At 64.7% G+C, this 21,832-nt stretch carries 17 protein-coding genes; 9 read left to right on the top strand and 8 right to left on the bottom strand.

Features of this window, described 5'->3' with window-relative positions; genetic code table 11:
* Positions 1-266 precede the first annotated feature (266 nt).
* From DVK03_RS03330 to DVK03_RS03320, 3 genes are all read left to right on the top strand, one after another.
* Positions 267-1,493 carry an orc1/cdc6 family replication initiation protein gene (locus DVK03_RS03330; RefSeq protein WP_004065096.1) on the top strand — a complete coding sequence of 409 codons (1,227 nt, stop codon included), beginning with the start codon at positions 267-269 and terminating at the stop codon, positions 1,491-1,493.
* A gap of 225 nt (positions 1,494-1,718) precedes the next feature.
* On the top strand, positions 1,719-3,173 hold the full coding sequence (locus tag DVK03_RS03325) for an ATPase domain-containing protein (protein ID WP_115802217.1): 1,455 nt from the start codon (positions 1,719-1,721) through the stop codon (positions 3,171-3,173).
* Positions 3,170-5,746, top strand: a complete 2,577-nt coding sequence (locus DVK03_RS03320; protein WP_115802216.1) for a PAS domain S-box protein — start codon at positions 3,170-3,172, stop codon at positions 5,744-5,746. Before DVK03_RS03325 ends, DVK03_RS03320 begins: the two co-directional genes overlap by 4 nt.
* Before the next feature lie 23 nt (positions 5,747-5,769).
* Here DVK03_RS03320 and DVK03_RS03315 read toward each other — a convergent pair whose 3' ends face one another.
* The 5 genes from DVK03_RS03315 to DVK03_RS03295 all read right to left on the bottom strand — a co-directional run bounded on the left by DVK03_RS03315 (position 5,770) and on the right by DVK03_RS03295 (position 12,730).
* Entirely contained in the window at positions 5,770-6,165 is a 396-nt protein-coding gene (locus DVK03_RS03315; protein ID WP_004065102.1) for a hypothetical protein, read from the bottom strand.
* A gap of 6 nt (positions 6,166-6,171) precedes the next feature.
* Positions 6,172-7,107, bottom strand: coding sequence for an ABC transporter permease (locus tag DVK03_RS03310; RefSeq protein ID WP_004065104.1), 936 nt, complete (start codon positions 7,105-7,107; stop codon positions 6,172-6,174).
* Entirely contained in the window at positions 7,104-8,123 is a 1,020-nt protein-coding gene (locus tag DVK03_RS03305) for an ABC transporter permease (RefSeq protein WP_004065106.1), read from the bottom strand. The genes DVK03_RS03310 and DVK03_RS03305 overlap by 4 nt, the downstream gene beginning before the upstream one ends.
* Positions 8,124-8,148: 25 nt before the next feature.
* Positions 8,149-9,879 carry an ABC transporter substrate-binding protein gene (locus DVK03_RS03300; protein WP_004065108.1) on the bottom strand — a complete coding sequence of 577 codons (1,731 nt, stop codon included), beginning with the start codon at positions 9,877-9,879 and terminating at the stop codon, positions 8,149-8,151.
* Positions 9,880-10,027: 148 nt separating this feature from the next.
* A complete protein-coding gene (locus tag DVK03_RS03295) occupies positions 10,028-12,730 on the bottom strand; it encodes an ABC transporter ATP-binding protein (RefSeq protein WP_008605714.1) in 2,703 nt (900 codons plus the stop codon).
* A gap of 168 nt (positions 12,731-12,898) precedes the next feature.
* Between DVK03_RS03295 and DVK03_RS03290 the strand changes: the two genes are divergently transcribed.
* Both DVK03_RS03290 and DVK03_RS03285 read left to right on the top strand, forming a co-directional pair.
* Positions 12,899-13,408: a hypothetical protein gene (locus DVK03_RS03290; RefSeq protein WP_115802215.1), complete on the top strand. Its 510-nt coding sequence runs from the start codon at positions 12,899-12,901 to the stop codon at positions 13,406-13,408.
* A gap of 108 nt (positions 13,409-13,516) precedes the next feature.
* Positions 13,517-13,942, top strand: a complete 426-nt coding sequence (locus DVK03_RS03285) for an EamA family transporter (protein WP_004065113.1) — start codon at positions 13,517-13,519, stop codon at positions 13,940-13,942.
* Positions 13,943-13,977: 35 nt separating this feature from the next.
* On the opposite strand, the gene DVK03_RS03280 is transcribed toward DVK03_RS03285, so the two are convergent.
* On the bottom strand, positions 13,978-14,490 hold the full coding sequence (locus DVK03_RS03280; RefSeq protein WP_115802214.1) for a zinc ribbon domain-containing protein: 513 nt from the start codon (positions 14,488-14,490) through the stop codon (positions 13,978-13,980).
* Positions 14,491-14,587: 97 nt separating this feature from the next.
* The gene (locus DVK03_RS03275) at positions 14,588-15,034 is read right to left on the bottom strand and encodes a MoaD/ThiS family protein (RefSeq protein ID WP_233521747.1); all 447 of its coding nucleotides are present in this window, start codon (positions 15,032-15,034) and stop codon (positions 14,588-14,590) included.
* Between the two features lie 126 nt (positions 15,035-15,160).
* Here DVK03_RS03275 and DVK03_RS03270 point away from each other — a divergent pair, with 126 nt between their 5' ends.
* Positions 15,161-16,054, top strand: a complete 894-nt coding sequence (locus DVK03_RS03270; RefSeq protein ID WP_004065117.1) for a UbiA family prenyltransferase — start codon at positions 15,161-15,163, stop codon at positions 16,052-16,054.
* Positions 16,055-16,169: 115 nt separating this feature from the next.
* Complete coding sequence (locus DVK03_RS03265) at positions 16,170-17,951, top strand: histidine kinase N-terminal 7TM domain-containing protein (protein WP_006600648.1); 1,782 nt, start codon at positions 16,170-16,172, stop codon at positions 17,949-17,951.
* Between the two features lie 77 nt (positions 17,952-18,028).
* On the opposite strand, the gene DVK03_RS03260 is transcribed toward DVK03_RS03265, so the two are convergent.
* Positions 18,029-19,150, bottom strand: coding sequence for a site-specific integrase (locus DVK03_RS03260; RefSeq protein ID WP_115802213.1), 1,122 nt, complete (start codon positions 19,148-19,150; stop codon positions 18,029-18,031).
* 918 nt (positions 19,151-20,068) lie between these two features.
* Between DVK03_RS03260 and DVK03_RS03250 the strand changes: the two genes are divergently transcribed.
* Both DVK03_RS03250 and DVK03_RS03245 read left to right on the top strand, forming a co-directional pair.
* A complete protein-coding gene (locus DVK03_RS03250; RefSeq protein ID WP_006600651.1) occupies positions 20,069-21,511 on the top strand; it encodes a lamin tail domain-containing protein in 1,443 nt (480 codons plus the stop codon).
* Positions 21,508-21,807 (top strand): DUF3006 domain-containing protein, encoded by a 300-nt coding sequence (locus tag DVK03_RS03245; protein ID WP_006600652.1) that lies wholly within the window; start codon positions 21,508-21,510, stop codon positions 21,805-21,807. The genes DVK03_RS03250 and DVK03_RS03245 overlap by 4 nt, the downstream gene beginning before the upstream one ends.
* Positions 21,808-21,832 lie beyond the last annotated feature (25 nt).

Here is a 21,832-nt window from a genome sequence, read left to right as displayed (position 1 = left end):
GAACGCGTGCTCTGTTGTTCTACTAGCTACTCTCGCGTGCTCTCCTTCACTTGCAAACATGGTGTGTGTCTGTTCAAACGAGTTCACATTACCCACGAAATACGATAACATGGACCAGTGTAGAGTGAGCAAGCATCAACCGAGAGACGGCGGTTCCAGACGAGAACACGCGGTCCGACTCCGGCGATACCGTCGTCGTCACAATTCACATGAATCAGATGAAATCGGGGTTTTAAATAAGGGGACGCTACAACGGACCGACGCTAATGCGCCGGTTCGAGCGAAAACAAAACGTCTTCACCAACAAGGACGCCCTCGGGGAGTCCTACAAGCCCGAGCGCATCGAGGAGCGCGACGACGAGATTTCGGAGTACATGGACGCGCTCCAACCGGTCGTCGACGGCTGGGAGCCGAACAACGTCTTCCTGTACGGAAACACCGGCGTGGGGAAGACCGCAGTCACCGAGTTCCTTCTGGAAATGCTCCTCGAAGACGTCTCGCAGTACGACGACGTGGACCTCAGCGTCATCTCCATCAACTGCAAGACGCTCAACTCCTCGTATCAGGTGGCGGTCGAACTCGTCAACGAGCTTCGACCGCCCGGTGCGGAGATTAGCTCGACCGGCTACCCCCAACAGACCGTCTTCAAGAAGCTGTTTCAGGAGTTGGACGACGTGGGCGGGACGGTGCTCATCGTCCTCGACGAAGTCGACTCCATCGGCGACCGCGACGAACTCCTCTACGAACTCCCGCGGGCGCGCTCGAACGGCAAGCTCGAAGACGCCAAGGTCGGCCTCATCGGCATCTCGAACGACTTCAAGTTCCACGACCAACTCGACCCGCGCGTGCAGGACACGCTCTGCGAGCGCGAACTCCACTTCCCGCCGTACCAAGCGCCCGAGCTCCAGAACATCCTCGAATCGCGCGCTGAGGTCGCCATCGCAGAAGACGCCTGCGAGGAGGGCGTGCTCAACCTCTGTGCGGCGCTCGCCGCCCGCGACAGCGGGAGCGCGCGGCAGGCGCTCGACCTCCTGCGGCTGGCGGGCGAACACGCCGAGAACAAAGACGACGAGCGAATCACGCTCGACCACGTCGACATCGCCCGGCAGAAACTCGAACAGGAGCGCGTCGTCGAGGGGATGCGCGAACTCACCGAAAACGGCCACTTCGCCCTCCTCGCGGTCGTCTCGAAGGCCGCCCACGACGAGACGCCGTGTCGGATGCGCGACCTCTATCAGGAGTACCTCCGGCTGTGTAACTCCGCCGGCATCGACCCGCTCGCCCAGCGGTCGGTCCACAACCACCTCTCGGACCTCCGGATGCTCGGCATCCTCTCGGCCGAGGAGAACCGAACCGGTTCGCGCGGGAACTATTACAGCTACGCGCTCGACGTGCCGTTCTCCAGCGCGATGGAGGCGCTGTCCGACGTGCTCGCTCTCGACTCGGTCCTCGACGAGATTCGGAAGACCGCGACGCAGGCCGAGGCCGCCTGACCCCACGGCGACGCGGCCCCCCGAATCGACGTGCCGAGGTAGTGTGTCACGGATGTGGTGCTCCGGGCGTGGTGTCCGGGATGTGGTGCTCCGAGCGTGGTGTCTCGGGACATGATGTTTCGGGGGGCGGTGTGCTGGACTGCGGCGTTCCGAGACGTGGCGTTCCGAGACGCGGTAGTTCGAGGCGGTGGTAGTTTCTTGGTGCGCCAAACAGATGTGTACGGTATGACGAATCTCCCCCCGCGACTCTCCACGGGAATCTCCGGACTCGACGCGGTACTAGACGGCGGGCTAGTGCCGAACCGAACGTACATGGTCCGCGGAGAATCCGGGGCGGGAAAGACCATCGCCGGCTACCACTTCTTGACCGCCGGGCGCGAAAACGACGAGGACGTGCTGTTCATCTCCTTCGAGGAGTCGAACGCCGAACTCCGGGCGAACGCCGGAACGCTCGGGTTCGACCTCTCCGAGCTCCCGATTCTCGACTTGAGCCCGTCGCCCGATGCGTTCCTCGACGACGAGGCCTACACCATGCTGTCGCCGAGCGAGGTGGAAGGGAAGTCGACGGCGACCGAACTGCGAGACGCAATCGATGAACACGACCCCGACAGAGTCGTCATCGACCCGCTGAGCCAACTCGGTCGGCTCTCGTCGGACGAATACCAGTTCCGCCGACTCGTCTCGTCGCTCCTGAGCTATCTCAAGCGGTCGGGTGCGACGACGCTGTTCACGAGCCAGCCGTCGAGCGGCGGCACCGACGAGACGCTCGCGTACCTCTGCGACGGGTCGATATCGCTGTCTCGGTCCGACTGGGGGCGGTCGGTCCGCATCGAGAAATTCCGCGGCTCGGACTCGCAGACGGGGCCGCACGCCATGCGAATCGACGGCGGTCACGGGATGCGCGTCTTCCCGCGACTCGTCCCCGGCTCGCACCACCGCGAGTTCACTATCGAGCCGCTCTCGTCGGGCATCGACGACCTCGACGCCCTGCTCGGCGGCGGCATCGAGCGGGGGAGCATCACGCTCGTCAGCGGCCCGAGCGGCGTCGGTAAGTCCACCACCGGAGCCGCGTTCGCGCGGGCGACCGCCGAACGCGGCGAGCGCGCCGCGGTCTATCTGTTCGAGGAGAGCAAACGGAGCTTCCGACACCGCTCCGAGTCCGTCGGCATCCCGATAGACGACCTCGTCGACTCCGGGAACCTCCGGGTCGACGCCGTCGAACCGCTCTCGCTTTCGACCGACGAGTTCGCCCAGCGGGTGCGCGCCGAGGTCGAAGCCAACGACACCAAATTCGTGCTGATAGACGGTACCGCGGGCTACCAACTCAGCCTTACCGACGAGCGGAGCGACATCCGCCGCGAACTCCACGCGCTGGCGCGGTACCTCAAGAACATGGGCGTCACCGTCGTGCTGACCGAGGAGGTACAGCAGGTCACCGGCGCGTTCCACGCCTCGGACAACCACGTGAGCTACCTCGCGGACAACATCCTGTTCATCCGCTACATCGAGGTGCGCGGCGAGATTCGCAAGGCCGTCGGCGTCCTCAAAAAGCGGTTCGGCGGCTTCGAGCCGACGCTCCGGTCGTTCGAAATCGGGAGGGACGGCATCACCGTCGGCGAACCGCTCGACGAGCTACGGGGCATCCTCACGGGGACGCCGACGTGGAACGAGGCCGAGTGACCGTGAGCGAAGACGCGTCCCGGAACGGAGCGCGCTCCGCGCGTGACGCGTCCGACGAGGAACGGATACTCCTCGCGGTTCGCGGCGCTCGGGACCGCGAGCTACTGGCGGGCCTCCTCGACGCGTACGAAGTCGTCGTCTGGGAACGCGGCCGCGAGGACGAATCCCAACTTCCGGAGTTCGACCTCTGTATCGTCGATATGGCGACGTACTCGGCGGTTGCCGACGCGCTCGACGAACGCAAAGCCGACGCCGGCGACCGCTTCGTGCCGGTGCTGTTGACGGTCACGCAAGACGAACAGCGCGTCGCCGCACGGCGACTCGACGACGTGCCGGACGACGTGCTCGCGGTCCCCGCACCGAGCGCAGTCATCCGGTCGCGGGTCGAGTCGCTCCTCCAGACCCGACGGCAGTCGCTCCAACTCGCGCTGTACCGCCGGGCGATGGACAGCGCGACGGTCGGCATCACCATCACCGAAGCCGACGACGACCAACCGCTCACGTACGTCAACGACGCCTTCGAGGAGATGACCGGCTACGACCGCTCGGAGGTCATCGGCCGGAACTGTCGATTCCTCCAAGGGGACGACACCGACCCCGAGGCGGTCGAGACGCTCCACGAGGCGGTCGACGCTGGCGAGAGCGCCGCCGTCGGCCTCACGAACTACCGGAAGGACGGAACGCCGTTCTGGAACGACCTGAAGATATCGCCGGTCTACGACGACGGTGAGCTCACCCACTTCGTCGGGTTCCAGACCGACGCGACCGTCCGCCACGCGCTCAGGAACCAACTCGTCAACGAGACGCAAACGCTCAAACAGCTCTTCGAGACGAGTCCGGTCGGTATCGTGGTCCTCGACGAAGACGAGATAATCATACGCGCCAACGAGTCGGCCCAAGAGATTCTCGGTCTGGGCCGGTCAGTCGTGCTCGGACAGCCGTACGACGCCCCCGAGTGGGAACTCGTCGACGAGCGCGGAGAGCCACTCGACCGCGGTGGGCTCCCCTTCGAACGGGCGAGAGAGGCCGGTGAGACCGTCAAGGGCTTCGAACACGGCATCGAAGTCGGCGGCGACCGCCGGTGGGTCGTCGTCAACGCCGCGCCCCTGACTGGAAGCGGCGGGGAGTGCGTCGGTGTGATTGCCGTCATCGAGGACGTGACCGAAGTGAAGCGCCAGCAGCGCGACCGCGAACGACTGCTCGACCTGTTCGACCAGAGTCAGAAAATCGCCTCGGTCGGCGCGTGGGAGTTCAACACACGGACCGGGGAAGTCCTGTTCACGAGCGGACTCGCGGAACTCGTCGGCGTCGATCCGCGGGAGACCTTCGACCTCGAAGAGGCGTTCGCGTTCTACCATCCCGAGGACGAACACGAGGCCCGAGCGGCGTTCGGACGGCTCGTTGCGACCGGCGAAGAGCAGTCAGTCGAGTGCCGACTGGAGACGATGGACGGCGAGACGCGCTGGGCGAACGTCCGCGGCGTCGCGGCGCGGGAGACCGACGCCGCCGTCTACCGCGGGACCGTCCAAGACATCACCGAGCGAAAGGCCCGCTCCGAGGAGTTAGAGCGGTACGAGCGCATCGTCGAGACGACGGCCGACCCGATTTACACGCTCGACGACAATCTCCGGTTCGTCCTCGCGAACAGCGCGACCGCCGACCTGCTGGACTGTGACCCCGGCGAACTCACGGGCGAACACGTCTCGGCGGTGTTCGGCGAGCGACACGCCCAGGCGCTCTTAGAGGCTATCGCGTCGCTTCTCTCGGGGGATAGCGCCGAGGAGACCATCGAGACGGTCGTCGTCGACCGAGGCGGCGCTGAGCGACAGTTCCAGACGACCATCGCGGCGAAGTCGTCGGGCGGCGAGTTCGACGGCATCGTCTGCGTCGGCCGTGACGTGACCGAACTCCGGGAGCGCGAGCGGCGGCTTTCGGTCCTCGACCGCGTCATCAGACACAACCTCCGGAACAAGATGAACATCGCGCAGGCGCACGCGGCGATGCTGCTCGAAGCCGCCGACGACGCCGACGTGCGCGAGTCGGCGGCGGCCATCGAGCGGGCGGCGGACGAACTCCTCTCAATCGCCGAGACGGCACGAAAGTTCAGCTCCGCGCTCGACCCCGACGTGACCGAGCGGGTGCAACCGCAGAACGTTGCCGACCGCGTCCGCAGCGTGGTCGAAGGCGCTCAGCTCAGCTACCCCGGGGCGACCATCACCGTCGACGCGCCGGAGAACGTGCGAGCGTTGGCGCACGCGACGTTCGAACTCGCGGTGAACGAACTCGTCGACAACGCCGTCGCCTACGGCGGTGACGACGTCGAAATCGAACTCTCTGTCGCCGAGGCCGACGGTGCGGAGCAAGTGACGGTTCGAATCGCGGACAACGGGCCGGGGCTCCCCGCGCTCGAACGCGAATCGCTCATGTCCGGGCGGGAGTCGCCGCTTCGGCACACGAACGGGCTCGGTCTCTGGTTCGTCCGCTGGACGGTGACGAACAGCAACGGCACGATGGAAATCAGAGACAACGAACCGAGCGGGACGATTATCGAGCTTCGCCTGCCGAAAGCCTGAGTCCGAGTCTGCGTTCGGCCGGCTCAGGCGGCGACGAAAACAGAGGCGACCGAACCGACCGCCGTCGCCCCGAGCATCACGCCGAGTCCGAACCCGAGAACACGGGCCATCGCCCGGCGAGCGTCCGCTTCCGTCCAGCCCGTTCCGGTGTCGAGGTGCGCCTGCATCGACTCGATGCCGCGACCGAGCGCGACCGCCCCGGACCAGCCGAGGAGCCCGAACCCGAACGCGAGCGAGCCGACCGCGAACGTCGTCTCGACGCTCGCCGAGAAGTCACCGACGACCAGCCGAGCGACCAGCCAGACGGCGGCGACGAGCGCGCCCGCGAGGGCCGCCGTGCCGACGAGTCGGAGGCGAGTCGCCGCCCGTTCGAGCACGGGGGGCGACGCCGCGTCCGTCGGGTCCGGTGGCGCGGACACGGTCGGTTAGTCGACCGCTTCGCGCATCCGCGGGTCCAGCGCGTCGCGCATGCCGTCGCCGAGGAGGTTGAACCCCAGCACCGTGAGCGCGAGGAAGAACCCGGGGAAGAACGACCACCACCAGACGCCGGTGAGCAGGCCCTGACTCACGCCGTTCGAGAGCATGAGCCCCCACGAGGGCGTGCCCGCCGCGGCACCGAAGCCGAGGAACGACAGCGCCGCGAGGTCGATGATAGCCAGCCCGAAGTTGAGCGTGCTCTGGACCGTGATGGGCGCGAGGCAGTTCGGCAGGACGTGCCGAACCAGCACGCGCGGGTCGGCCGCGCCGAGCGCGACCGTCGCGTCGATGTACTCGTTTTCGAGCACGGTCAGCGCGGCCCCGCGGACGACGCGGGCGAACCGCGGCGTGTAGACGAGCGTCAGCGCGGCGACCGCTCGCCACAGACCGAGGTCGTCGGGGAAGATGGCGACGAGCGCCAGCGCCAACAGCAGCGACGGGAACGCGAGCAGCACGTCCATCGTCCGCATGATGACGTTGTCGGTCACGTCGCCGTAGTAGGCCGCGACGATGCCGAGCCCGACGCCGAGGACGGTCGAGGCGGCGACCGTGACGGTGCCGAACAGCATCGCGTACCACGCGCCGTACGCCACCCGCGGCAGGAGGCTGCGGGCCTGTCCGTCGGTGCCGAACGGGTAGTCGAGACTCGGCGGGGCGCGGTTCGGGTTCGTCCCGAGCTGCGACTGCGTGATGACTTCGAGGTCCAAGAACAGCCGCGCGTACAGCGCGATGACCACCATCGCGACGATGATGGCGATACCGGCGAGCGCGAGGCGGTTCGACAGCAGTCGGGAGACGAACGGCGACGCCGTGAGGCGGTCGACGAGCCCGCGTTGGTCGACGTCGGTCGCCGTCTCGTTCGTGGTCGTGGTTTCCGTGCTCATTGTTCGATCCGCGGGTCAAGGATGGAGTAGGTGATGTCGACGCCGAGGTTGACCAGCGTGAACAGGAACGCGAAGGTCAGGACCGTCCCCTGTACGATGGGGTAGTCACCGACCTTGATGGCCTCGACCAGGAGCGTCCCGATGCCGCCGATAGCGAACACCGTCTCCGTGAGTACTGCGCCGCCGAGCAGGCCACCGAACTGGATGCCGATGACCGTGATGACGGGAATCATCGCGTTGCGGAAGCCGTGCTTCAGGACCGTAATCTTCGCGCCTTGGCCCTTCGCGCGGGCGGTCCGCATGTAGTCCTGCCGGATGACCTCCAGCATCGACGAGCGCATCATCCGGGAGATGAGCGCCATCGAGTAGACGCCGATGACCGACGCCGGGAGAATCATGTGGCGGACCGCGGAGACGAACATATCCCAGTTGCCCGCGAGGAACGTGTCGACCGTGACGAGGCCCGTCACTCGGATGGCCTCGACGTTGTACAGCACCGAGATGCGGCCGCTCGTCGGGAGCCATCCGAGCACCTGTGCGAACAGCAAGATGAGAAGCGGGCCGCTCCAGAAGATGGGCACGCTGATACCGGCGAGCGCACCGATGCGAGTCAGGTGGTCCGTGATGCTGTCCTGCTTGACGGCGCTCAGGATGCCCAGCGGGATGCCCAGCGAGATGCCGATGAGCTGCCCGTAGAGAGCGAGTTCGAGCGTGACCGGCAGCTTGTTGCCGAGCACTTCGCGGACCGGGGTGTTCCGCTGGATGATGAAGGACTCGCCGAACTGGAACTGCGCGGCGTCGGCGAGGAAGCGCCCGTACTGCACCCAGATGGGGTCGTTCAGGCCGAGGCTCTCTTCGACCTGCCGGACGAACTCCTCGCTGGCGCGTTCGCCCGCGATGGTGAGCGCCGGGTCGCCCGGCGAGAGATGCAGGATGGAGAAGACGAGCGACGCCACTCCCACCAACACCGGGACGAGCAACAGCAGCCGCTTGAGTACGAATCGTGTGGAAATCATGAAAGTCGAAGGCGCGGTCAGTTCCTCAGTTCAGGCTGACCAGATTGAGGTACGGACCGCTGATGGCGGCGACCTGGAACCCGCTGACGCGGCTGGAGACGCCGCGAAGCTCGTCCGCGTAGTCGAGGTAGACCCACGGGGCCTCGTCGTGTGCAATCTGGTTCGCCTCGTTGTACAGCGACTCGCGCTCGGCCTCGTCGTAGGTGCTCTGACCCTGTTCGACGAGGTCCATGTACTCGCGGTTCGCCCACGCCGAACGGTTACTGGTGTTGTAGCCTTCGGCGTCGAAGCTGACCCAGTCCTGTCCCTCCGTGAGTTCGCCCTCCTCTACCTGCGGGTGCAGGAGGACGTACATGAAGTTGTCCGGGTCGGCGTTGTCGGTGTACCAGCCGAGGAAACACGCGTCGTGGCGGCCCTGAGCGGTGTATTCGAGGAACGGACCGAACGACTGCTGGTTGATGTCGACTTCGATGCCGATTTCGCCGAGGTTGGACGCGACGGTCTCGGCGGTCTGAATCGGCGACGGGTTGTAGCCGCGGGGGTTCTGGAACGTCGCCAGTTCGAACGAGAAGCCGTCACCGTAGCCGGCCTCTTCGAGGAGGCGCTGGGCCTCCTCGGGGTCGTACGGGTACGGGTCGATGTCGTCGTTGTGGCCGAGGACGTTCGGCGGGAGCGGCTGGCTCGCCTGCGTCGCGAAGCCCGAGTAAATCTCGTTGACGATGGCTTCGGTGTTGATGGCGTGACTGACGGCCTGCCGGACGCGGCGGTCGCGGAACTCCTCGCGGCTCGCCATGTTGAACGCCATGTAGCCGATGTTGATACCCTCGGTGCGGACGAGGTTCGCGTTGCTGGCGTTTTCGACCTGGACGGACGACTGCGCACCGAGCCCGTCGATGATGTCGAGTTCGCCCGACGCGAGCGACTGCGCGCGCGTCGAGTTCTGGCCGATGGTGACGAAGACGACCTCGTCCACGTTCGGCCCGTCGCCCCAGTACTCGGAGTTGGCTTCGAGGCGGATGATTTCGTTCGCGTCGTCGAGGTTACTCAGCTGGAACGGCCCCGTCCCGACGGGGTTCGAACTGAGTTCCGTCCCGTACTCCTCGATGGCGGCGAGGGAGTGCACCGACGCCGCGAACATCGCCAGATTACGCAGGAACGGCGCGTACGACTGGGTCAGCTGAATCGTCATCGAGTAGTCGCCGTCGACCTGAATCTCGTCGATCCACGAGCCGAGGGTGAACGGCCCGTAGGCGGAGACGTAGTCGTCGCCGGCGTAGTACTCGTAGTCGCTGTCGACGAAGCGGCGATAGGTCGCCACGAAGTCCTCGGCCGTGAACTCCTCGCCGTTGTGGAACATCACGCCCTCGCGGAGCGTGATGGAGGCCGTCTCGCCCTCCAGGGAGTACTCGGTGGCGAGCCCCTGGGTCAGCGTGGACTGCCCCGGCTCGAAGTTGATGAGCGTGTCGTAGAGCTGTTCGGTCACCTTGGCGACCTCGCCGCTCGTACTGTTTTGGAAGTCGAGCGTCGGCGAGTGACTGCCGCGACCGTAGCGCAGGACCGAGTTCGAACCGTCGTCTTCGGTCTGTTCGGTCTGTTCGGTCTGGTCCGTCTCTCCCTCGGTGGTCCCCTCACCGGATTCGGTGGTGGTTTCCTCGCCGCCGCCGCCGGAACAACCCGCAAGCGCGGCCGTCGCCGCAGCGGTTCCCGCGGCCGTCAGGAACCGACGCCGCGAGACGTTATTGCCATCTTGTGACATACGTGTACCTATTGATGTGCCCCTATAAAAATAACGAAGAATCGTCCACGGGAACGAATGACACCACCGACCTGTTCCGGTAAAAATACGAGCCAATCAAAAAACGTCTGACAGCTGACGAGACCCCGTATCGGGGCCTGCTCGTCGTCTATTCGTCGACGAGGTGACACGCCGCGGGGTGCGTCTGTTCACCCAGTTCGGGCGCGTCGCGCTCGCAGACGCTCTCGAATCGCTCGCGGAGGATTTCGCCCGCTTCGTCCCAGTCGTCGGCGACGACGCGTTCGAGCGCGCGGTCGACGACGCCCCGGAGTTCCGGCGACAGCGAGTGCGACAAGTGCGACTCGCGGAGTTCGTCCACGACGGCGTCGGCGTCGGCGGTGCCGCCGTCGGCGCTCACCGCTGCTTCGGCGCTCGGGTCGCCCGCATCGAGTGCGGCGTCGCGGGCGGTCTCGACGTCCAGCGCCTCGCGCTCGACGCGCTGGCGGAGGTCCATCACCTCGCGGTAGGCCGCCTGCTCGATGTCGAGGTCGGCCGGGGGGATGACCTGCGGACACCGCGTCCGGAAGTGACAGCCCGACGGCGGATTGATGGGACTCGGCACGTCGCCTTCGAGGATGATGCGGTCGTCGGTCTCGGCGGCCGGGTCGGGCTCCGGAATCGCCGACAGCAACGCCTGCGTGTAGGGGTGTCTCGGGTCGTCGAACAGCTCGTCGGTCGCCGCAACCTCGACGATTTCACCGAGGTACATCACGGCCACGCGGTCGGAGATGTGCCGGACGACGGAGAGGTCGTGCGCGATGAACAGATACGTCAGCCCGAAGCGCTCCTGGAGGTCTTCGAGCAGGTTGAGAATCTGCGCCTGCACGGACACGTCGAGCGCGGAGACGGGTTCGTCGGCGACGATGAAGTCCGGGTCGACCGCGAGCGCGCGGGCGATGCCGACGCGCTGGCGCTGGCCGCCGGAGAGTTCGTGCGGGTAGCGGTCGTACTGGCCGGTTTCGAGGCCGACCGCGTCGAGGAGTTGGTGGACCCGACGACGCCGGCGCTCGCTGGTGGAGTCGCCCGGCGTGACGCGGACGGTGACGCCCGAGACGACATCACCCTCGCGCTCGACTTCGACCTCGGTCCGGAGGCGCTCTTCGACGGCCACGTCGACCTCGCCGTCCGCGACGGTGACGGTCACGGCGGCGGTGGCGACGCCGTTCGAGGAGCCGACGATGGCGTCGATTTCGTCGCTCGCGGTGACCGAGACGCGCTCGGCGTCGATGCCCGTCACGGTCACGTCGGCCTCGCCGCGCACGTTCGGGTCCGACTCGGGGAGGTCGTGGACGTCGAGCGGCTCGCGGATGGTCTGGCCGACCGTCATCCGGGGGTCGAGCGACGACATCGGGTCCTGAAAAATCATCTGCATGTCGCGGCGCATCGCGCGGAGTTCGTCGCTGTCGAGCCCCGAGAGGTCCGTCCCCGAGAAGACGACGCGACCGCCGGTCGGCGGCGTCAGATGCAGGAGGCTCCGCCCGGCGGTTGACTTCCCGCAACCGGACTCCCCGACCAACCCGAGCGTCTCGCCCTCGTACACCGTGAAATCGACGCCGTCGACCGCCTTCACGCTCCGGTCGTCCGCCCCGAGGAATCGGTCGAGGATGCCGTCGGCCTGTTCGTAGTACTTCTGCATGCCGTCGACTTCGAGCAGCGGCGTGTCGGAGGGCTCGGTGCCCGTCGAGGCCTCGATGGCGTCGCCGCCGTACTCGCTGGTGTCGAAGTCGTCGAGGACGCACTTCGAGCGGTGGTCTACCTCGTCGTCGCCGTGTTGCTTGTAGGGTATCTCACCGGAGGTGCACTCCGGCTGGGCCCACGGACATCGGGGCGCGAAGTGACATCCTTCGGGCATATCGATGAGGTCCGGCACGTTGCCCTCGATGGGCGTCAGGCGCTCTTTGTCCTCGCTCGGGAGCGATTCGAGAAGCGTGTACGTGTAGGGGTGCGAGGGGTTGTGGAAGATTTCCTCGACCGGCCCCTCCTCGACGATTTCGCCGGCGTACATGACCGCGACCCGGTCGCACGTCTCCGCGACGACGCCGAGGTCGTGGGTAATCATGAGCACCGACATGCCGAGGTCCTCCTGGAGGTCGTCGATGAGGTCGAGAATCTGCGCCTGAATGGTCACGTCGAGCGCGGTGGTCGGCTCGTCGGCGACGAGCACGCGCGGCTGGCAGGCGAGCGCGATGGCGATGAGGACGCGCTGGCGCATCCCCCCGGAGAACTCGTGGGGGAACTCGTCGACCCGCGCGCCGGGTTCGGGGATGCCGACCGATTCGAGCACCTCGATGGTCCGCTCGACGATTTCGTCGTCGATGTCGCGGCTGATGCGGGGGAGCAGTTCGCGGACCGCGTTGAACCACGAGTCCTTGCGACGCCCGCCGTACTGGTGGAGTCGGAGGCTCTCTGCGACCTGCTCGCCCACCGTCAGCGAGGGGTTCAGCGAGGTCATCGGGTCCTGGAAAATCATGCCGAGCTCGCGCCCGCGGACGGCCCGCAGCGCCTCCTCGGGGGCGTCGACGAGATTGACCACGTCGCCGTCGACGAAGGCGGGGTTGTTGTACTCCTCACGGAACTCCTCGGCGAGCCGGCCGCTTTCGAGTTCGACCGACCCCGAGACGATTTCGCCGGGGTCGTCGACGAGGCCCATCGCCGAAAGTGCCGTCACGCTCTTTCCGGACCCGGACTCACCGACCAGTCCGACCGTCTCGCCCTCGCCGACCGTGAGGTCGAGGCCGTCGACGGCCTTGACCTGACCGCGGCCGGTCGAGAACTGAGTTCGGAGGTCCGAAAGAGAGAGTAGATTCCTCATTGAATGGGAATGACCTGCATGGAGTGAAATACCTTTTCAATTTTTGCCAGTTGATGAGCGGCTGTTGACAACACTCACCATCACGCAATCGCCCGCGTGACGCGCGAACGCGAGCGACAGCGGCGAGAGAAGCCAAAGTTTAGGTAGCGGACTCCGACACCATGCCGCATGGAAGAACATCCGCTCTCGGACGAGTCGGGCACGTGGGAGACGGTAGTCGCAGAGTGCGAGTCGCTCGCCGACGACTATCGGGAGCGAGACTGGACCGTCGTCGTCGCCCTCCCGGGGGACGTGGTTCCGGTCCCCGCCGCGGGCGACGAAGTGGTCGAACACGTCGGGCTCGACGTGGTCGTCGGCGACGACGTCTACCCCGACCTGGAAGCCGCCGTCGAGGGCGCGACGTTCGACGAGTACGAGGCGTTCCGCGCGGTCTCCGGCGGCCTCGTCTACCTCGCGCTCGTCGTCCGCGCCACCGACGACGAAGTCGCGGTCTGTCTCCCCCTGTACTACCGGCTCGCGGAGTCCGAACGCATGTTCTCGCTCCTCGACGGCGGCGAAACGATGCAGACGAAAGTCCACCCGCTCGACCCCGACAAGGGCGTCGAGTTCGTCCACGAGGACCCCGACCCGCTGCTCCCGCCGGACTGGGACGCCGACCTCTCGGACGAGTTCGCGTAGTCGCCCGCTCGCTGAACCGAGTTCCGAACGCGGTTAGCCGCCCCCGCATAGACACCGCTTATACTGGAGGTCCGGTTTCTTTCGGATAGCGACGCGAGGCGCTATCCGATGGAACTCGCAGAGGTGGACTCGGCTGTCCTGTTCGGTTTGATTACGATGGTGACGTGGGGGATTTGGATCGTCGTGGGCAACGCCGCCTCCGAGTCCATGGACCCGCGGACCGCCGCCGCCATCTCGTATCTCGTCGCGGCGCTGCTCGCGTTCGGCTTCATCGTCGTGTCGGACGCGTCGCTCGTCGTCACCGCGAGAGGGGGACTGCTCGCCGGGGTGGCCGGGCTGTGTACCGGCGTCGGCCTCATTTCGATGTACATCGGCTTCACCCACGGCTCGACGACCGTCGTCTCGACGCTCGGTGCCATGTACTTCGTCGTCGCGGCCGTCATCGGCGTCGTCGTTCTCGGAGAGAACCTCACCGTAACGAAACTCACGGGTATCGCGTTCGCCGTTCTCGGTATCGTCTTGGTCACCCGTTGAGTCGCGCCTCGGCCCGTGGCCCTGCGGTCCCGCGTCTACTCCTCGCGGTCGTCGTCGGTCTCCTCGTCGTCACTCTCCTCGTGATCCGCCGCCTCGTCGCCCGCCGCCTCGCTCACCGAAACCTCCGTCTCGCGGTCCCGCCCCGACTCCCGCTGTAACTCCTCGGCCCGGAGTTCGGCCCGGGTGTAGGCGTCGTACACCGCGTAGAGCCACACCGCGGGCGCGAGGAAGAAGCCGATGAGGACCATCACCGAGGCGGTGGCGACGAGGAAGCCGACCGCGAAGACGAGGCCGCGTTCGAGTTCGCGGTTGTACAGCTGTCCGAGGCCGGGGAAAACCGCAGACAGCACCGCCGCGATGAAGGGATTACCGCCCTCGAACAGGTCGTCGAGCGCCGAGTCGACCGACGACTTCGGCGGGTCGCGCTGCCGGACCCCGCACTCGGGGCAGATTTCGGCGCGCGCGTCGATGACCGCGCCGCAGTCGCGGCAGAACGCCTCGCCCGGGCCGCGTTCGCGAGTCGAGTCGTCCGCGGGGGTCGATGCCATATCTCCCCTCTGTCGGCAGCGGACGTTAGTCCTGTGGCGGTCGGGCGTCAGGACGACCCGCGGCCACGTCCGAAGGCCCCCTCACGGGGACCACCGCTCACACACAGTACAGAAACGGCTTCATCAGCGCGACGCGGTCGCCGTCTTCGAGTCGCGTGTCGAAGCCGTCGAGGTTCTCGTTGAACACACCGTTGACGAGCACGCGGGCGTAGGGTTGCGTCTGCTCGCCTTCGGGGTTCTTCCGCCACGTCCCCGGCGGCCGGTCCACCCGCGCCCACCCCCGCGTCGTCGCGTCCGCCTCGCGCTCGGCGATGACCAGGTCGCGCACGTCGTACGCCGCGAAGAACGCCTCAAGGAACGCCCGGAGCGTCTCGCCCTCGAAGGTGAACTCCGTCCGGTGGGTGCCCGCAGCCGACCTGACGTGGCCGGTCAGTTTGACCTCGACGGTCGTCTCCACTCGCTCGGCTGTCGCCGCCGTCTCTCCTGTCGCCGCCGTCTCTCCTGTCGCCGCCGTCTCCGTCCGCTCGGCTGTCGGTATCTTCATGCGTCCTCATACGCGCCGGGAGAGAATGAGCGAGGCCCCGAACACGTTCGACCGCGAAACGAACAACCGGGGTGAACTGTTGCCTGCCGCACATCTAATTCGTCGGCGGGACGATTCAAAGGCGCAATGCGAATCGTTCCAACTCGCCTGTACGGTGCGGTCGTGCACAGTTCAGTGTTCCTCGGTGCGTCCACCATCGCCGAGGTGTTCGTCGCGTCCGCGCTCGCCGGTATCGGGCCGAACGTCGCCCTCGCCGTCGGCTTTCTCATCACCGTCGGCATCTACAACTTCGACAAACTAGCGGACCTCGACGCCGACGAAGAGAACTACGCGGAGCGGACCGCGTTCGTCGCCGCCCACCCGCGGCTGTACGCCGGCTTCTCGGCGCTCGCAGTCGTCGGCGCGCTCTGGCTCGCCGTCCGGCACGGCGGCGTCTACGGACTCGGGCTGACGCTGTTTCCGGGCGTCGTCGCGGTGTTTTACAGCGCCCCGGTCGTCCCGCTTCCGTCCGTCGACCGGCTCAAGGATATCTTCCTCGTCAACACGGCGTCGGTGTCGCTCGCGTGGGCGGTCCTCGTCGGCTTCGCCCCGCTCGCGGTCGCCGCGACCGCGCCCGAGTACGCCGCGGGCGCGGCCGTCGCGGCGGTCTGGTTCTTCCTCCGTTCGGCCATCTCGGTCGAGGTCCACAACGTCCGAGACGTGGCGGGCGACGCGCAGAACGGCGTCGAGACCCTGCCGACGGTCATCGGCGTCCGCCGGACGCAACTGAGCCTCTACGCGCTGGAACTGGTCTCGGTCGGACTCGTGTGGGTCGCGGCGCGAGCCGGTGTGGTCCCCGCGTGGGCCCCGTTCGCGCTCTTGCCCGCCGTCGCCTACTCGACGTGGATTACGTACGCGCTCACCGAGACGGACCGGTCGGTCGAGCGGCTCTGTACGCTCCGCGACGCGGAGGGTGTGCTGATGGCCGTCGGCGTCGCGGTCGTCGCCGCGGCCGTCGGAACCGGCGGTACGCTCGCGTAACGCGTCGGTCGGAGACGGGACACCCGAGACCGGCGCGGAGTCGGACCCCGGGCCGGGACAGTCGGACCCGGTTCTTGAATACTCTTTTGACATATGGTGTATAATTACCGTGGTAGTGACTCCGAACATCGAGTGGAGGGCCGTCGAACAGTTGGTGTTCGGAGGAGCGGTCGGTCCCCAGCTACTCACCCAGCCGGTTTCCCTCGTGGTCATCATCATCGGGCTGATGGTCACGTCCGGCGTCGTAAGCGGCTACGTCGCCCTGTTCGCGTGGCAACGGCGGTCGATGCCCGGGGCTATCGGGCTGGGCGTGCTCGCCCTCGCCAGCGGGTGGTGGTCGTCGGGCTACCTCCTCGAACTCATCGTCGCGGACGTGACACTCAAGCTCACGCTCGCTGACCTCCAGTGGGTCGGCGTGCTCGTGGCACCCATCGCCTGGTTCTTCTTCGCGTTCTCCTACGCCGGCCGGGACCGATTCACCGCTCGGCCGTCGCTTTGCGTCCTCTCGGTGCTCCCGGTAATCGGCCTCGTCGCCGTCTGGACCAACTCCCTCCACCACCTGATGTGGACGTCGGTCACCGTCGTTCCCGCGGTCGGCCGGGCCATCACCATCCTCCAGATGGAGTGGGGGCCGCTGTACTGGGTCGTACTGGGATACAGCTATCTGCTGTGGCTCGCTGGCGCGGTCGTCATCCTCCGAACGGCGCTCGATATGCCGGACATCTACCGGTTACAGGCGATCACGCTCGTCCTCGGGACGCTGATGCCCGTGCTCGGGAACTTCGCCACGACGCTCCTCGAACTGTACGGCGCGGCAATCGACATGACGCCCGCGGCGTTCACGTTTGCGGGGCTCGCCTGCACCGTCGCTATCAGCCGCTACGAGCTCCTCGAATCCCGACCGGTCCCCCGCTGGGTCGCCCGCGAGCGCGTCGTCGAGACGATGGCCGACGCGGTGGTCGTCACCGACACCAAGTGGCGCGTCACCGACGTGAACCGGGCGGCCGCGCGGGTTCTGAACGACACCGCGGACGACCTCAAAGGCCGCCCCGTCGGCGACGTTATCGATGAGTTCTCGCCCGACCAGCGGGACACGGACCAAGTCACGGTCAGACTCGGGTCGAGCCAGCGGTACTTCGAACTCCGGACGAGCGCCTTCTGCGACCACCACGGCCGCGACATCGGCCACGCGCTCGTCTTCCGCGACGTGACCGACCGCCGACTGAACCTCCAACAGCTCGAAGTGATGAACCGCGTCCTCCGCCACAATCTTCGGACCGAAGCGAACCTCCTCGAAGGCTACGCCAACCTCGTCTTGGACGACATCGACGGCGGCGAGTTCGACGACGCGCGGGACCACGCGAAGACGCTCCAAGACCACGCGAAAACGCTCGTCAACATCAGCCAGAAAGCGCGAAAGCTCGGTGTGACCCGCGGCAGCGACGGGAACGGCGACGTGCAACTGCACCCCGCGGCCGTCCAGATACGCGCCGCCGCGGACGCCGTCCGCACCGACTTCGCCTGTGCGAACGTCCGACTCGTCGAACTCCCCGACCGCGACGTGGTCTGTGCGCCCACGCTCGAACCAATCGTCCGCGAGCTCGTCGAAAACGGCGTCCAACACAACGGGTCGTCGACGCCGGTCGTCTCCGTGACGGCGGGCTGGGAGGACGACGAACTCGTGATTCGAATCGAGGACAACGGCCCCGGCATCAACGCGAGCGAACTCGCCGCCATCGACGCCCACGGCGAGACGCAACTTCGACACGCGAGCGGCCTCGGCCTCTGGCTGGTGAAGTGGGGCGTCGACCAGCTCGGCGGGACGGTCGTGTTCCATCGCCGCGAGGAGGGCGGGACCGAAGTGGTGCTTCGCATCCAGGCGGTGCGGGCCGAATAGCGTATACCTGACTTATTCACACATCGCCGAAAAGATGACTGCAGAGACTAAGTAGAGTACTTCTGCACTCGGCCTGTCTAAACTTCCGGAGTTAGTTTGTAGATCTGTTCCCGGTACGTTGCTTCAATATCTTTGTAATAGGCGTGAAGATACGCATCGATCCCACTACTGTTCGTGAAACTACCAGTACGGTCGCCGCGGAGATACTTCACGAGTTGCCGATTCAGATTTTGTTCAACACGCCAGTATGTGGTGAATCGATGTCGACCGAAGTGACTCGTGATCGGTCGGTGTGAATCTGTTCCTGCGTACTCCGGATGGAAGTTTGTCTTCCAGACCTTGTTCACACCCTTTACAGTCATCTTGGTGTGACTCTTTTTTGAAAGGAACAGCCATGACTCACCGTTCTTCGGCCGTGCGTAAAGATAGCGGTCAAGAAGCGAACAGAGTTCTGTATCTAATGGGAGCAGTCGCGGTCTAACTGATTTGTTCCCGTTCCGTTCATCCCGAGACGGAATATACACGAGGTTTGACCGTGTGCCTAGTGCTTCGTGCGAGCCGAGGTTGGAGTATGCTTCAGTTGTACGCGACGCTGTTAGTCGACAATCTTCGAGACGGAGGTTCGAAACTTCACCGGCGCGTAGGCCAAGCTTCAACTGAAGCATGATGAGTGTTCTCCCTCGGAGACTGGTTACGGAGGCAATCATATCTCGTAGCTCTGGAATCGTGACCTTTCGATGCTCCTTAGTCTTCTTGACACGCAACGGGACCCGTTTCTTGGCTAGCTCGAATGGGTTGTAGCCGTCTTTATGTGGGAACACGGGGTCTGCCTGCCAGTACTGATACGCCCGGTTGAGCTTGCGTAGTTTTTCTTTAATCGTTCGTGATGTGTTTTCGCGGCCACCCTCTTGTTTTGGTGCACGCTGTGTCTCGATGTAAGCCTCCACATGTTCAAGCGCAGGACAAGCCGGATGTCGTCCCATCTCATACATATGTGAGCGCCACTCGTCGAAGACATACGCAAAGTGTCCCAGAGTTGCTGAAGAGAGATTTCGTGCGTTTAGTACTTCCTCTGAGAACACCTGGAATGGGTCGACGGTCGTCTCGTTGAACGTCGGTTCAAGCGCGGCAAGTGGGTCTATGGACTGACCGAATTCATCCGCTAATGTCTCACGAGAAGTTGACTGACGTTCAGTCACGCAGAATCATCTCGCTTGTTCCGTTGGCGAACAGCCTCCCATTTGTCAATTTTCACACCCCAGAGATCACCAGTCGCACCACCGGCAATGACAGCAAGCATTACTGGAGAATACCGATGTGGGTGGTCGGTATGCCAAAGCAACCAATCGTAGAAGCGCTTGATTCGAATCCAGTAATTGTACGCAGTTGCAGGTGATTTATCATCTAGAAGGCTTCGACACCAACGCTCAACGTGTGTTGGTGTCGCAAGAGCGTGATGACGCTGCAAATCACCCATATGTTCGAGCCAATGTGATCCGGCTCGATCAACGGCCTCGTTGTACCGTCGACCAGAGCCACGTCCGTACTCGTATTCCTCACAAAATTCAGTCCAAACATCTCGGTCTCGGTACGTCGGCCGATACCGTGACAGTCGGTGAATCTCAGGAATATCACCAATACGAGCGTATATTCCAACACGATCTATCGCAACTCTTGATTTCGTTCGTCTCATACGTAATCGTCGACCGAATACAGCCGACACACCTGTCGGCTGTTATAAAATTACAGTACGGTCATTCACCAGTGATAGCGATCAATTTCACGTCTCTAAAAGATCTCTCGTGATCGTACCAGCGTAGCTTATCGAAATAGATCCTAACAATAGCATAATTGAAGACGCTATGCCATGTCTACAGATAGTTGTCAAGATATACGAACAATACTCCCCAAACATACCCAATCGATGACGGTCCCAACTCTGACTGACTGGGAGTCCACAGGCACTCGCCGACCTCAACAGTGAGTGGTTCGGGATTAAGATGCAGCGATGCCTGACGAGAGCGCGGTCATCAACTACGGCCCGGATACACACAACCGAGCGGAGATCCCCCTTGCCGACGACTAAAAGATAAACCGCCTGCCGGCGATGTCGTCATATGGCTCCCCAGGTTCAGACGGTTGCGGTCGTCCTTCTCGTCTTCATCGCCGGCTGTTCTGGTGCCGGTGGCCCCGTCGAGACGGGGGCAACCGCGTCGCCGGCAGCAACACCCACGTCGACGCCGATTGCGACGACACAGACTCCCCAAACTGTCGCGTCGGTCAACGGGACACTCGAAGTCCATTTCATCAACGTCGGCCAGTCCGTCAGTACGCTCCTCGTCGCCCCCAACGGAGAGACGATGCTCATCGACACCGGTGATTTCCGAGATGACGGTGAACACGTGCTTTCGTACCTCCAATCGCACGGTATCGACCGCATCGACTATCTCGTGACCTCACATTCCGATGCGGACCATATCGGTGGGAACGCAGCTGTTATCGACTACTTCGAAACACAGGCAGACGGTATCGGTGCGGTGTACGACCCCGGAATCACCTCCACGTCGCAGACGTACGAGGCGTATCTCGACGCCGTCGAACAACACGACGTGCCGCTGTACCGGACACAGGCCGGCGACGAGATTCAGATGGGTGATGTGACCTCCCAAGTCCTGTCGCCGCCCGAGGGCTACCTAGCAAACGAAGACCGCAACGAGAACAGTATCGTCCTCATGACCCAGTTCGGGACGAGTCGGTTCCTGTTTACCGGCGATGCCGAACACGAAGCCGAAGAGTATCTCGTCGACACGTACGGCTCGAAGTTGCACTCGACGGTACTCAAAACGGGCCACCACGGCTCGGGTGGAAGTACGACGGCCCCGTTCTTGGCAGCGGCCCAGCCGAACGTCGCCGTCGTCTCGAGCGCGTATGACTCCCAATACGGCCATCCGAACGAAGAGACGCTGTCCCGGCTGGCAGCGCAGTCCGTTCCAACGTACTGGACGGCAACCCACGGCACGATTGTCTTCGAAAGCGATGGCCAGCGCGTCACCGTGCGTACCCAACGGGATGCACCGATCGAGCCAACACACCTCCGCGAGGGAATGCCAATTGGACCGGGGACGACTGGTGAGGTGACCGCCCGGACGACCATCACGACCAACGGAACGGTCGCGACGCTCACGCCAGTCGCAACCGACGGTGGGACTGAGACCGAGACACCCGCTTCGTCGCTCGCAGTCGCTGACGTCCACGCCGATGCTGCGGGGGTCGACACGGACAACCTGAACGACGAGTACATCGTCTTCGAGAACACGGGGACTGACATTCTCGATGTCTCCGGCTGGTCAGTGTCCGATGCCGCAGGCCGGACCTACACCTTCCCATCGGGGACGACACTCGACGCAAGTGCAACGGTCACCCTCCACACCGGAACTGGCACGGATACGTCAACAGACTACTACTGGGGCTTCGGGTCGGCTATCTGGAACAACGGTGGCGATACCATCACCGTGACGGATAATACCGGCGCGCTCGTACTCAAAGAGGCCTACGCATGATTCCAGACGGGACATACACGGCGACAGTCGACCGGTTCGAGGACGACCGCGCGGTGTTGCTCGTCGAAGCCGACGGTCGGGATCTCGACCAACTCGTCGTCGACCGCGACGAGTTACCATGGCGAGCGAGAAGCCAAAACGCGGTCTTGACGATTTCCGTCGCCGAGGGCGAATACGACGGTGGCCGGTACGAACCCGACGAGACCGACGCACGGACGAATGCGGCCCAGTCACGCTTCGACCGACTCTCGCGACGTCCGCCGGCCGCTGCCGACGAAGACGACGAAGACAACTGAGCCAACAGCAGACGACTGTCGCCGC

This window comes from Haloferax sp. Atlit-109R (assembly GCF_003665865.1).
In the GTDB taxonomy this organism is placed as follows: domain Archaea; phylum Halobacteriota; class Halobacteria; order Halobacteriales; family Haloferacaceae; genus Haloferax; species Haloferax volcanii.
This window is presented reverse-complemented; position numbering and strand designations above follow the sequence as displayed.